This is a genomic window from Actinoplanes sp. NPDC051537, from assembly GCF_055586105.1.
Genome location: NZ_JBVJIU010000004.1, coordinates 189,437 through 200,942 on the forward strand (window position 1 = coordinate 189,437; position 11,506 = coordinate 200,942).

Annotated in this window: 13 protein-coding genes and 1 pseudogene; 6 read left to right on the plus strand and 8 right to left on the minus strand. The window is 72.4% G+C overall.

Features of this window, described 5'->3' with window-relative positions; all coding sequences use genetic code 11:
- Positions 1–7: 7 nt before the first annotated feature.
- Positions 8–889, plus strand: a complete 882-nt coding sequence (locus ACZ6TB_RS10585) for an aldo/keto reductase (RefSeq protein WP_465552895.1) — start codon at positions 8–10, stop codon at positions 887–889.
- On the opposite strand, the gene ACZ6TB_RS10590 is transcribed toward ACZ6TB_RS10585, so the two are convergent.
- The 3 genes from ACZ6TB_RS10590 to ACZ6TB_RS10600 form a co-directional block, all read right to left on the minus strand.
- A complete protein-coding gene (locus tag ACZ6TB_RS10590; protein WP_465552897.1) occupies positions 857–1,639 on the minus strand; it encodes an ABC transporter permease in 783 nt (260 codons plus the stop codon). The genes ACZ6TB_RS10585 and ACZ6TB_RS10590 overlap by 33 nt on opposite strands.
- Positions 1,636–2,577, minus strand: a complete 942-nt coding sequence (locus tag ACZ6TB_RS10595) for an ATP-binding cassette domain-containing protein (protein ID WP_465552899.1) — start codon at positions 2,575–2,577, stop codon at positions 1,636–1,638. Before ACZ6TB_RS10595 ends, ACZ6TB_RS10590 begins: the two co-directional genes overlap by 4 nt.
- A 90-nt stretch (positions 2,578–2,667) precedes the next feature.
- Positions 2,668–3,444, minus strand: a complete 777-nt coding sequence (locus tag ACZ6TB_RS10600) for a GNAT family N-acetyltransferase (protein ID WP_465552901.1) — start codon at positions 3,442–3,444, stop codon at positions 2,668–2,670.
- Positions 3,445–3,564: 120 nt separating this feature from the next.
- On the opposite strand from ACZ6TB_RS10600, the gene ACZ6TB_RS10605 reads away from it, so the two are divergent.
- On the plus strand, positions 3,565–4,452 hold the full coding sequence (locus ACZ6TB_RS10605) for a LysR family transcriptional regulator (protein WP_465552903.1): 888 nt from the start codon (positions 3,565–3,567) through the stop codon (positions 4,450–4,452).
- Here the strand turns inward: ACZ6TB_RS10605 and ACZ6TB_RS10610 are convergent.
- Positions 4,449–4,895 carry a MarR family winged helix-turn-helix transcriptional regulator gene (locus ACZ6TB_RS10610; protein ID WP_465552905.1) on the minus strand — a complete coding sequence of 149 codons (447 nt, stop codon included), beginning with the start codon at positions 4,893–4,895 and terminating at the stop codon, positions 4,449–4,451. The two genes, ACZ6TB_RS10605 and ACZ6TB_RS10610, sit on opposite strands and share 4 nt — an antisense overlap.
- A 44-nt stretch (positions 4,896–4,939) precedes the next feature.
- Between ACZ6TB_RS10610 and ACZ6TB_RS10615 the strand changes: the two genes are divergently transcribed.
- From ACZ6TB_RS10615 to ACZ6TB_RS10625, 3 genes are read left to right on the plus strand one after another with little or no spacing between them, the layout of a single operon-like run.
- Complete coding sequence (locus ACZ6TB_RS10615) at positions 4,940–6,043, plus strand: substrate-binding domain-containing protein (RefSeq protein WP_465552907.1); 1,104 nt, start codon at positions 4,940–4,942, stop codon at positions 6,041–6,043.
- 53 nt (positions 6,044–6,096) lie between these two features.
- Positions 6,097–7,485 (plus strand): APC family permease, encoded by a 1,389-nt coding sequence (locus tag ACZ6TB_RS10620; protein WP_465552908.1) that lies wholly within the window; start codon positions 6,097–6,099, stop codon positions 7,483–7,485.
- Positions 7,482–8,498 carry an acetamidase/formamidase family protein gene (locus ACZ6TB_RS10625; RefSeq protein ID WP_465552910.1) on the plus strand — a complete coding sequence of 339 codons (1,017 nt, stop codon included), beginning with the start codon at positions 7,482–7,484 and terminating at the stop codon, positions 8,496–8,498. The genes ACZ6TB_RS10620 and ACZ6TB_RS10625 overlap by 4 nt, the downstream gene beginning before the upstream one ends.
- A gap of 166 nt (positions 8,499–8,664) precedes the next feature.
- Here the strand turns inward: ACZ6TB_RS10625 and ACZ6TB_RS10630 are convergent, their stop codons facing one another.
- The gene (locus tag ACZ6TB_RS10630; RefSeq protein WP_465552912.1) at positions 8,665–9,426 is read right to left on the minus strand and encodes an SDR family oxidoreductase; all 762 of its coding nucleotides are present in this window, start codon (positions 9,424–9,426) and stop codon (positions 8,665–8,667) included.
- A 113-nt stretch (positions 9,427–9,539) separates the two neighbouring features.
- Between ACZ6TB_RS10630 and ACZ6TB_RS10635 the strand changes: the two are divergent.
- A pseudogene (locus ACZ6TB_RS10635) lies at positions 9,540–9,668 on the plus strand (ClpX C4-type zinc finger protein); the annotation flags it as partial.
- A gap of 249 nt (positions 9,669–9,917) precedes the next feature.
- Here ACZ6TB_RS10635 and ACZ6TB_RS10640 read toward each other — a convergent pair.
- Genes ACZ6TB_RS10640 through ACZ6TB_RS10650 form a run of 3 tightly spaced genes read right to left on the minus strand, consistent with a single transcriptional unit; the run spans position 9,918 to position 11,506 of the window.
- Complete coding sequence (locus tag ACZ6TB_RS10640) at positions 9,918–10,823, minus strand: hypothetical protein (RefSeq protein ID WP_465552914.1); 906 nt, start codon at positions 10,821–10,823, stop codon at positions 9,918–9,920.
- Complete coding sequence (locus tag ACZ6TB_RS10645) at positions 10,820–11,134, minus strand: PadR family transcriptional regulator (RefSeq protein WP_465552916.1); 315 nt, start codon at positions 11,132–11,134, stop codon at positions 10,820–10,822. The genes ACZ6TB_RS10640 and ACZ6TB_RS10645 overlap by 4 nt, the downstream gene beginning before the upstream one ends.
- A gap of 39 nt (positions 11,135–11,173) precedes the next feature.
- Positions 11,174–11,506, minus strand: coding sequence for an SdpI family protein (locus ACZ6TB_RS10650; RefSeq protein WP_465552918.1), 333 nt, complete (start codon positions 11,504–11,506; stop codon positions 11,174–11,176).

Sequence of the window (11,506 nt, forward strand, 5' to 3'; positions counted from 1 at the left end):
CACGACCATGACCATGACGTACGCGCACGGCAAGCTCGGTGACCACGAGGTGCTCCGCGTCGGCTTCGGCGCCATGCAGCTCGAGCGGGGCGATCCGGGGCACGCCGTCACCGTGCTGCGCCGGGCCGTCGAGCTCGGCGTCGACCACCTCGACACCGCCCACTTCTACGGCCCGGCCAACGACCTGATCCGCGCGGCGCTGCACCCGTACGACGACCGGTTGCGGATCGTCACCAAGGTCGGCGCCGTCACCCATCCGACCGAGCGGTTGGTCGCCGCCCAGAAGCCGGCCGAGTTGCGGGCCCAGGTCGAGGAGAACCTGCGCGCCCTCGGCGCCGACCGGATCGCCGTGGTCAACCTGCGCCGGGCCGACCTGCCGCCCGGCATCACCGCGACCGGCGACCAGCTCGTCGACCTCGACAGCCAGCTCGCCGAGCTGACCGCGCTGCGCGACGAGGGCAAGATCGGCGGCATCGGCCTGAGCCACGTGAGCCTCGCCCAGCTGCGACAGGCCCTGCCCGCCGGGATCGTCTGCGTGCAGAACCTCTACAACGTCCTCACCCGCGACCACGAAAGCGTGCTGGCCGAGTGCGCCGCGCACGGCGTGGCCTGGGTGCCGTACTTCCCGCTCGGCTCGGCCTTCGACCGGATCCCCAGCGTTGCCGACCACCCGGTGGTCGCCGCCCACGCCGCCCGGCTCGGCATCACCCCGGCCCAGGCCGGCCTCGCCTGGCTGCTCGGCCACAGCCCGGCGACGCTGCTGATCCCCGGCACCCGCAGCCTCGGCCACCTGGCCGACAACGTGGCCGCGGCCCGCATCGAGCTGGACGACGAGGCGACGACCGCCTTCGACGCGCTAGCCGTTCCGGGTGTTGAACTTGGAGGTTGACCAGAAGTAGCCGAGCAACGCGAGCCCGAGGCACCAGGCGGTGGCGAGCCAGCCGTTGTGGCCGATGCCGGTGCCGAGCAGTAGGCCGCGGAGGGTTTCGATGGCCGGGGTGAATGGTTGGTATTGGGCGATCGGTTGGAACCAGCCGGGCATGGTGTCGACCGGGACGAACGCGCTGGACAGTAGTGGCAGCAGGATCAGCGGCATCGCGTTGTTGCTGGCCGCCTCCGCGTTGGGGCTGATCAGGCCCATGCCCACGGCGATCCAGGTCAGCGCGAGGGCGAACAGGACCAGTAGGCCGAATGCGGCGAGCCATTCCAGGATCGTGGCGTCGGTGGAGCGGAAGCCGATGGCGACCGCGACGGCGCCGACCAGCACCACGCTGAGTACGGCTTGCAGGACGCTGCCGATGACGTGTCCGACCAGGACCGAGCCGCGGTGGATGGCCATGGTGCGGAAGCGGGCGATGATGCCTTCGGTCATGTCGTTGGAGACCGAGACGGCGGTGCCGATGACGGTGCTGCCGATGGTCATCAGCAGTAGGCCGGGCACGATGTAGGCGATGTAGGCCGTGCGGTCGGGACCACCTCCTCCGATGCCGGCGCTGAGTGTGCCGCCGAAGATGTAGACGAATAGCAGCAGCAGCATGACGGGGGTGAGGAGCAGGTTCAGGGTCAGGGATGGGTAGCGGCGCGCGTGCAGGAGGTTGCGGCGCAGCATGGTGGCGGAGTCGTGTACGGCGGTGCTCATCGGGTGGCCTCCTGGGTGGTGGTGAGGGCGAAGAAGACGTCGTCGAGGTCGGGGGTGTGCAGGGTCAGTTCGTCGGCGGTGATGCCGTGGGTGTCGAGCCGGTCGAGGATCGAGCGCAGTTCGCGTTGGCCGCCGTCGCTCGGGATGTGCAGGGTGAGGGCCTGGTCGTCGGCGGTGGCCTGCGAAAAGGCGCGGACGGCGGCCTGGTGGGTGGCGGGGTCGGTGAAGCGCAGCGTGATGTGCCCGCCGGGAATGAGCCGTTTGAGTTCCGCGGCGGTGCCCTCGGCGACGATCTTGCCGTCGTTGAGGACGGCGATCCGGTCGGCGAGTTCGTCGGCTTCGTCGAGGTATTGGGTGGTGAGCAAGACGGTGACGCCGTCGGCGACCAGTTCGCGGATGATCTGCCACATGTTGTGCCGGCTGCGGGGGTCGAGGCCGGTGGTGGGTTCGTCGAGGAAGATGATCCGCGGGTTGCCGACCAGGGTCATGGCGATGTCGAGGCGGCGTTTCATGCCGCCGGAGTAGGTCGACGCCGGCTTGCCGGCGGCGTCGACGAGATCGAAACGCTTCAGCAGGTCGGCGATGGTGCCGGCCCGGTCCCGCGGGGACAGATGGTGCAGAGCCGCCATCAGCAGCATGTTCTCCTCGCCGGTGATCAGGCCGTCGACGGCGGAGAACTGGCCGGTGACGCCGATCGCGGCACGCACCGCCTGCGGGTCGACGGCCAGGTCATGCCCGCCGACGCGGACGGCGCCCGAACCGGCACCGGCCGGGATCAGGGTCGACAGGATCTTCACCGCCGTGGTCTTGCCGGCGCCGTTGGGTCCCAGCAACGAGAAGATCGTTCCCTCGGGGACGGTCAGGTCGACGCCGTCGAGGACGACCTTGTCGCCGTAGGACTTGCGCAGGCCGGTGGCGGCGATGGCCGGGTTTCTCATGATGAATGCTCCCTTTCGTGATGTGCGGTCTCGCGGTGCCGGTGCGCCGGGTCAGCGCACCAGCCGCGAGAAGCCAGAACTTCCGGCTGTTCATGGGCGAACCTCCTCAGGGGCCAGCTCGTGCAGCCGCGTGCTGCGGAGGAAGCGGAAACCGAGGTGCTCGCGGGCGGCGAGCAGCCGGTCCTCCCCGGCGACGGCGGTCTCGATCTCCGAGACGTACGGATGGATCTCCCGCAACCGTTGGACCAGCGCGGCGTTGACCCAGCGGCCCAGCCGCCGCCCGCGGTGGCCGGGCAGCACCTCGGGCCCGAACTGCCGGGCACGCGGCCGGGCCGGCGCACTGACGACGGCCACGGCGTAGGCGGCCAGCTCGTCCCCGGCGTTGGCGGCGGTCAGCAGCGTGAGTCCGGGCCGGAACGGGCTCCGGAGCAACTCCTCGATGCGGGGCCCGCCCGGAAGGTCCCCGGTCCAGTGGGTCAGGCGGTACCCGGGATGCTCGGCGTCGACCAGCTCGGCCAGCCACGCCTGGTGGACGTCGCAGTAGGTGAGCAGGTCGTGCCGCCGGGCCCCGGCGTACCGGAAGCCGTGCCGCCGGCAGAACGCCTCACCGGCCGAGCCCGGCGCCACGTCCGCGACCATCGACCCGGCCGTCTCGGCCCGGACGGCGGCCAGCAGCCGGGTGCCGATCCCGCGCCGCCGCCACCCCGGGCGTACCCGTAGCCGCAGTTCCGGCACGCCCGGATTGACGGCCGGAACCGGCAGCAGGCCGGCCTCCCCGGCCACGATCCCGCCGGGCGCCACCGCCCGGAACCGCGGGGCGCCGGAGGGGTCCGGCGCGGCCAGGATGCCGATGATGGGTTCGCTCACGGAACTCACGATCGCCGGGGCGCGGGCCGGGAACAACGCACAAGATCGAACCGCCGGTTAACCCACCGGTTATCGTTCGAGGCCACGCGCGGCTGCGCCAGGACCGGAGGGAGAACGGCTTTGCTCGAGCTGCGCGACATCGAGATCTTCCTGGCCCTGGCCGAAGAGCTGCATTTCGGGCGTACGGCCGAACGCCTGCGGGTCTCCCAGGCCCGGGTCAGCCAATCGATCAAACAGCAGGAACGCCGGATCGGGGGCGCCCTGTTCGAGCGGACCAGCCGCACCGTGCGGCTGACCCCGCTGGGCGAGCGGCTTCGGCTCCGGCTCGACGCGGGCTACCGCGAGATCATGGCGGCCCTCGACGAGGCCGTCGCCGTCGCCGGCGGCCAGGCCGGCACGCTGACCGTCGGCACGTTCGACATCCAGCACCGGGAGATCGCGGCCGTCCTCGACCTGTTCCGGCAGCGCCATCCGCGATGCGAGCTGCGCATGCGCGAGGTCCCGCCGCTCGACCCGTTCGGCGGGCTGCGGGCCGGGAAGGTCGACGTCGCGCTGCTGTGGCTGCCCGTCCGCGAGCCCGACCTCGTCGTCGGGCCGGAGCTGTTCACCGAGCCGCTGGTGCTGGCGGCCGCCCCCGGTCATCCGCTGGCCGGCCGGGAGCGGATCGAGATGGAGGACCTCGGCGATCATGCGGTGGTCTCTCCGGACGGGCCCATCCCGGACTATGTCTGGCAGGCGCACACCCCGGCCGCGACGCCGTCCGGGCGGCCGATCCCGGTCGGCGCCCCGGTGTCCACCCTCGAAGAGGCCTTCGTGGTGATCGGCGCCGGCCGGGTGGTTTCGCCCGTCGGGTCGTTCTCGGCGGAGGCCCGGCGGCGCGGCGACATCGCGTTCGTGCCGATCACCGACGGGCCCATCCTGCACTACGCCCCGGTGTGGCGGCGCGACCGGGAATCCGCCCTGATCCGCGCGTTCCTGCAGGCCGCCGACGACGTCAAGACCCGCTAGGCCGGGTCGCGCGCCTGCTTGCAGGCCGCGCCGAGGGCCTCCAGCTCGCGCATCAGGCGCTCGGTGCGGGCGGTGCCGAAGGCGGCCTCGACGTCCGCGTGATGCTCCTCGGCGCGACGGTCCAGGCGGGCGACCAGGTCACGGCCCCGATCGGAGAGGAAGACGGCGACCCGGCGGCGATCCACCGTGTCCTGGCGGCGGTAGACCACCGCGTCGTCGACGAGCCGGTCGACGGCCTTGGTCAGGGTCGGGTGGGGCATCAGGACGGCCTCGGCCAGGTCGGTCATCGAGTGGCCGTGCCCGTCGGAGAGGGCGCGCAGGATCCGCCACTGCTCGACGCCCACGCCCTCGGCGGCCAGGCCCGCGGCCAGCTGACGGTTCAGCTCGCGCTCGGCCTCGCTCAGCAGATAAGCCAGGTGCGCCCGCAATCCGGTCCCGGTCAAGTCGCCCCCTATGCCGTACGCCTGCAAGCGAAGATACTCGGCGCATGCCGGACGACGTCGTTCTCGTCACCGATCCCCTCGAGGCCCGGCTCCTCGCGCCCGAGCCGGGGCAGGCCGTCCGGATCGGCGTGGTGGTGCCGACCTCGGGCACGCTCGGGCTGCTCGCGCCCTCGGCGCTGAACTGCGCCGTGCTGGCCGCGGCCGAGCTCAACGCGACCGGCGGCATCCTGGGCCGGCCGGTGGAGCTGGTGCTCATCGACGGTGGCCGCGCGCCCGCGGCGGTGGCGGCCGAGGTGCGCGATCTGGTCCGGGCGCGAGCGCTGAGCGCGGTGGTGGGCACGCATGCCAGCGACGTACGGGTCGCCGTCGCGCGGGCGATCGGCGGCCGGCTGCCGTACGTCTACACGCCGCCCTACGAGGGCGGAGAGCGCACGCCCGGCGTCTTCCTCCTCGGCGAGACCCCGCGCCGGCAGCTGCGCCCGGCCCTGGACCGCCTCGTCCCCGGCCGCGCCCGCCGCTGGCTGCTGCTCGGCAACGACTACGTGTGGCCGCGCCGGGTGCACGCGACGGCCCGCCGCCAGCTCGCCGAGGCCGGGGCCGAGGTGGTCGGCGAGCGCCTGGTCGCCAGCGGCCGGGCCGACGCCGGCCTGATCGACTGGGTGACCGCGGCCCGGCCCGACGCGGTGCTGCTCAGCCTGGTCGGCAGCGACCTGGTGCGGTTCAACCGGGCGTTCGCCGCCTCGCCGCCGGCCGGCCGGGTGGCCCGGGTGTGCGGCGCGCTCGAGGAGAACGGCCTGCTCGGCGCCGGCGGCGACGGAACCGGCGAGCTGTACGCGTCGATGGGCTACTTCGCGGCGCTGGCGACCGAGGAGGCGCTGGCGTTCGGCGAGCGCTACACGGCGCGCTTCGGGCCGGACGCTCCGGTCCTGAACGCTCATGGCCAGGGCGCTTATGACGGCGTACGGCTGCTGCATGCCCTGGCCCTGAAAGCGGGAACCCTGGACGTGTCCGTGGTCGACGCGCTGGCCGAAGGGACGCGGGTCGAGGGCGGGCGCGGGACGTTCGTGATGCGCGACCGGCACGCTCAGCAGCCCGTCTATCTGGCCCGCGCGGACGGGCTCGACTTCGACGTCATCGACCGCCGCTAAAACCTTCCGGCAGAAACCTTTTCTGTTTCAAGCTTTTCCATTAGCGTTCGCGCATGGCCGACATCGAGCAGTTCGGTTACAAGCAGGAGCTCAGCCGCTCGCTGAGCTTCTCCGACCTCCTGATCTACGGGCTCATCTTCATGGTGCCCATCGCGCCGTTCGGCATCTTCGGCAGCGTCTTCAGCGGCTCGGGCGGGATGGTCGCGCTCGCGTACGTGATCGGCATGGTGGCGATGATGTTCACCGCGCTGTCGTACGCGCAGATGGTCCGCGCGTTCCCGATGGCCGGGTCCGTCTACAGCTACGCCGGTCGCGGCATCGCGCCGCCGGTCGGCTTCCTGGCCGGCTGGGTGATCCTGCTCGACTACGTGCTGGTGCCCGGCCTGCTCTACCTGGTGGCCAGCGTGGCCATGCACTCGCTGGTGCCGGGCATCCCGGTCTGGCTGTGGCTGGTCGCGTTCGTGCTGCTCAACACCGTGGTCAACTACCTCGGCATCCAGATGACCGCGCGCGTCAACAAGCTGATGCTGATCGCCGAGGCCATCGTCCTGGCGATCTTCCTGGTGGTCGGCATCGTCGCGCTGGCCAACGGCAAGGGCACCGGGTTCTCGTGGAGCCCGTTGTTCAACTCCGACACGTTCAGCTGGTCGGTGGTGTTCGGCGCCGTGTCGATCGCGGTCCTCTCCTTCCTCGGTTTCGACGGCATCTCGATGCTGGCCGAGGAGAGCCGCGAGGAGGCCCGCCAGATCGGCAAGGCCATGGTCGCCGCGCTGCTGCTGGCCGGCACGCTGTTCGTGGTGCAGACCTGGGTGGCGGCGCTGCTGGTGCCGGACGCGCCCGGCCTGCTGGCCAACGGCGACCCCGACGGGACGGCCTTCTACGACGCGGCGCGCGCGGCCGGTGGCGGCTGGCTCGCCAGCCTCACCGCGCTGGCCACGGCGATCGCCTGGGGATTCGCCAACTCGCTGGTGGCCCAGGCGGCAACGAGCCGTCTGCTGTACGCGATGGCCCGCGACCGCCAGATGCCCCGTTTCCTGGCGAAGATCAACGATCGGCACAAGGTCCCGGCCAACGCCACGCTGCTGGTCGCCGCCGTCTCGCTGGCCCTCGGCCTCTACATGGCCTCCCGCGACGACGGCATCTCGCTGCTCTCCACGCTGGTGAACTTCGGCGCGATGACCGCTTTCCTGGCGCTGCACGTCGCCGTGGTGGTCCACTACGTGGTGCGGAACGGCAGCCGCGACTGGCTCCGGCACCTCGTGGTCCCGGTCGTCGGCTTCCTCATCCTGCTGTACGTGGTGATCAACGCGAACATCGCGGCGCAGACGCTGGGCTTCATCTGGCTCGGCATCGGCGTGATCGTGCTGATCAGCTTCTACGCCACCGGCCGGCGCCCTCAGCTGGCCGGCCTGTCTTCGCCGACGGTCACGGAGGACGCATGAGCGAGGTCGTCAACTACCGTCCGGCGCCGTCCGAGCTGGCCTACACGTTCGGCGGGCGGGAGGCGGTGCGGCGGGTCAAGCCCGGGACGATCGTCGAGCTCTACACCGAGGACTGCTTCGGCGGCCGGGTGCGCGACGTCGGGGACCTGCCCTCGGTGGTGTGCGAGTTCCCGTACCTGAATCCGGTCACCGGCCCGATCTTCGTCGAGGGCGCCGAGCCCGGTGACACCCTGGCCGTGCACTTCGCCGAGATCCGGCCGGCCCGGGACTGGGCGATATCGTCGACGTTCCCGCATTTCGGCGCCCTGACCGGCACCCACACGACGGCGACGCTGCATCCGCCGCTCGAGGAGCTGGTCTGGCGCTACGACGTGGACGTCGCCGCGGGCACGGTGACCTATCACGCCCGGCGGGGCGACTTCAGCGTCGATCTTCCCCTGGATCCCATGCACGGTACGGCCGGAGTGGCCCCGGGAGCGTTCGAAAGCCGGATGACCATCGTCCCCGACGTGCACGGCGGCAACATGGACACGCCCGAGCTGCGGGCCGGAGTGACCGCGTACTTCGGCGTGAACGTGCCCGGCGCCCTCTTCGCGGTCGGCGACGGCCACTGCCGCCAGGGCGACGGCGAGGTCTGCGGCACCGCGGTCGAGGCCGCCATGAACACGGTCGTCATCCTCGACCTCATCAAGGGCGCCGCCACCCCCACGCCCCGTTTCGAGACCGACGACGCCCTCATGTCGGCCGGCTCGGCCCGCCCGCTGGAGGACGCGTACCGGATGAGCCAGCACGACCTGGTCACCTGGTCGGCGGCGCTCACCGGCCTCGACACGCTCGACGTGTACCAGCTGCTGAGCCAGGCCGGAACCGCCCCGGTGGCCAACGTCTGCGACCCGAACTACACGATGCTGGCCAAGGTCGAGAAGAAGTACCTGGGCCCGGGCGCGACCGCCTACGAGGGCATGCACGCCCACCTGCGCACCGAGGCCCGCGACTACCTCGCCGCCCGGTAAGCCCGTTCCCGGGGCGTCGCTCCGCCCCCTTGCCGACGCCCCGGGAGCGGTCCGCCGGACGTCTTCGCCTTCCTTCGCGTCGCTGGCTCGGATCCGGCGGCACGAGGCCGAGGCGGCGACCAGCGCCGGCCACGCTGCAACAACGCCGACTGGGCCCAGGCCTGACTCAGCTCACCTCGGCGGCGGCCCGGGCCTTCGCCGCGACCCAGTCGTCGAAGCGCAGCGTGCCGCGCGGGCCCGCGCCCGTGGGCAGCAGCCCGCCGGTCGCCATCCGCCAGCCCGCCACCGACGGCCACGGCACGCCCAGCACCGCCTTGCGGGGGCCGCCGGCGCGGGCCACCCGCCGGGTGGCGTCCGGCATCTTGAGAACCTCGGGGCCGGCCAGCTCCGGCACGCGCCCCGCCGCCGGGCCCTCGGCCAGCCGCAGCAGCTCGGCCGCCACGTCGGCCGCCGCCACCGGGCGGCTGAGCATCCACGGCACGACGGCGAGCGGTCCCGGGTAGAGGCTCAGCGACTGCACCGTGAGCTCGAAGAACTGCGTGGCCCGCAGCACGGTGGCCGGCACCGGCCCACCCAGCACGAGCTCCTCCTGTCGCCGCTTGCCCTGGTAGTAGCCCCACCGGACCCGGTCGATGCCGACGATCGACAGCAGCACGTGATGCTGCACGCCGGCCCGCCGCTCGGCCGCGAGCAGGTGCCGCGTGGCGGTCTCGAAGAACCGGATCGAGGCCCGCTTGCTGACCGTCTGAATGTTCGACACGTCGATCACGGTCGTCACGCCCTCGAGCGCCGCGTCGAGCTCCTTGCCCGTCATCAGGTCGACACCCGCCGACCGCGAGATCACCACCACGTCGTGGCCCGCGTCCCGAGCCCGCTCGACGACCAGCTTGCCGACCCAGCCGGTACCCCCGGCCACTGCGATCCGCATTGCGACACCTTCCTCTCTCGACGCTCTACGAGAAAGACCGGACAGGCCCCGGGGGTGTGACACGTCCCGTTGTCAGGTGTAGCCTGACACGCACCTACCGCGGGGAGAAGACGATGACGAGCGTGACGATCCAGCTGTCCTGCTCCTTCTGCGCCAAGCCGAGCCGGGACGTCGAAAAGATCATCGCCGGGCCGGGCGTATACATCTGCAACGAGTGCGTCGGGCTGTGCAACGACATCCTCGGGACCGGCGAGCAGGACCCGGCCGCCTCGGACTCGCGTCTGTCGGCGTGGGAAGCGGGGATGTCCGACGAGCAGATCCTCGACCGGCTTCCCCGGGTCGCGGCGGTCGGCGCCCAGACCGAGGCGAGCCTGCGGCGGCTGGTCACCGTCCTGCGGGAGCGGAGGGTGACCTGGGTACGCATCGGCGCCGCCCTCGGGATCACCCGGCAGTCCGCGTGGGAGCGGTTCTCCGGCGAGGAGTAGCCCTGGTCAGGGAGTGGGAGTGGGAGTGGCGCGGCGGAACCAGGCGGTGGCGGTGGCCGCGGCGCAGCCGAGCGTGGCGGTGACGATCGAGGCGAGCAGCAGCAGCGACATCGCCGTGCCGAGGTTGTCGCTGACGGCGTAGGTGGCGATGTCGGGGAATCGGCTGCCGGGGAAGTCGCGCAGCTGGCCGGCGTCGTACGGCCCGCCGGCGGTCACCAGCGCGGCGACGGCGAGTGTGAGGAACACGGCCAGGCCGGTCACGATGGCCGACAGCAGTGCGGCGCGTCGCCCGGCGGCGCCGGTGCGGCCGTGCCGGGCCGCGGTCGCGCCGACCACCAGCGGCGCCAGCGGCAGCAACCACAGCGTCGGCCGCGCGGGGGCGTAGGTCAGGGCGGTGTAGCCGAAGACGATCCACACCGCCGCGGTGCCGAGGCCGCCGGCGAGCCCGACGCCGGCCGGGGCGCCCCGGCGCACCAGCACCACCGTGAGCAGGGCGAAGCCGGCGAGCACGGCGCCGAAGGCGGCCAGCGCCGGCCAACTGCCATGGTTGGCGAGGATGGCCGGGTAGCGCAGCAGGCCGTAGCCGACCAGGCCGGCGCCGCTCGCCGCCGCGACCACCACCAGCGCGATCACGATCCGGCCGGCGCCGGCCCGCCGGGCCGGGGCCAGCAACAGCGTCGCGGCCAGGCAGCCCAGGGCGAAACGCCAGCGCTGGGGCCGCCCATGGAGTTGCTCCAGCTCGCCGGCCATCGCCCGGCCCCAGTCCGCCCGGTCGGCGGTCAGGAAGCCGGTCGCCCAGTCGAGCAGCCGTGCCGGGGCGTCCATCGACGACTCGGCGCGACGCCGGTGGAGAACCAGCAGCACGACGGCCAGCGACCCGAGGATCAGAACCACGTCGAGGGCGGCCATCACGCCTCTCTCCATCGTGCGGGCAGTGGGGGCCGGGCCGGCGAGCTCGGGGCGACCGGTTGGGCGGCGAGCAGATCGAGCCCGGCCGTGGTGAGCCGGTAGAGGTGCCGGGGCGGTTTGCCCGCCGGGCCCGGCTCCCAGGCCGCCTCCAGCAAGCCGCGGTCGGCGAGCCGCACCAGGATCGGGTAGAGCGAGCCGGATTTCAGCCCCACCTCGGCGCCCAGGTCGTAGCCGTAACGCCACCGTGCCGGCTCGGCCGCGAGGGCCTGCAAGACGCGGACCACCTGCGGGGACGGGGGCCGGTTACGCTTCATGAGGCTTAACTCTACACATGTAGCGGTAGCGCGCAAGGGTCAGCGATCGGCCCGACGGGCCGCGCGGTCGCCGCGAACCCCGCCGAACACGGCCGAGCCCACCATCACGGCGACGCCGGCCAGGACGCAGGCCACTCTGCCGCCCGCCGGCAGCGACAAGGCGACCAAACCGCCGACCACGGCCGCCACGCCGCCGACGATCACCGCCGGCCCGGCCACCCGGTTGCCCACCTCGAACGCGCGATCACTTTGCAGGGTCGCCGACGTGCGCACGCCGGCGACCCGGTTGCGCGGTAGCCGCCGGAGGCAGCCCAGCAGACCGACGAGGGCGACCGAGCCGCCCGCCACGATCACGACGACCGCTGCGACCAC

Coding starts and splice junctions, on each gene's coding strand:
- ACZ6TB_RS10585 (WP_465552895.1), top strand. CDS start 8: ATGACCATGACGTACGCGCACGGCAAGCTCGGTGACCACGAGGTGCTC.
- ACZ6TB_RS10590 (WP_465552897.1), bottom strand. CDS start 1,639: ATGAGCACCGCCGTACACGACTCCGCCACCATGCTGCGCCGCAACCTC.
- ACZ6TB_RS10595 (WP_465552899.1), bottom strand. CDS start 2,577: ATGAGAAACCCGGCCATCGCCGCCACCGGCCTGCGCAAGTCCTACGGC.
- ACZ6TB_RS10615 (WP_465552907.1), top strand. CDS start 4,940: ATGCCGGACGACGTCGTTCTCGTCACCGATCCCCTCGAGGCCCGGCTC.
- ACZ6TB_RS10620 (WP_465552908.1), top strand. CDS start 6,097: ATGGCCGACATCGAGCAGTTCGGTTACAAGCAGGAGCTCAGCCGCTCG.
- ACZ6TB_RS10625 (WP_465552910.1), top strand. CDS start 7,482: ATGAGCGAGGTCGTCAACTACCGTCCGGCGCCGTCCGAGCTGGCCTAC.
- ACZ6TB_RS10630 (WP_465552912.1), bottom strand. CDS start 9,426: ATGCGGATCGCAGTGGCCGGGGGTACCGGCTGGGTCGGCAAGCTGGTC.
- ACZ6TB_RS10645 (WP_465552916.1), bottom strand. CDS start 11,134: ATGAAGCGTAACCGGCCCCCGTCCCCGCAGGTGGTCCGCGTCTTGCAG.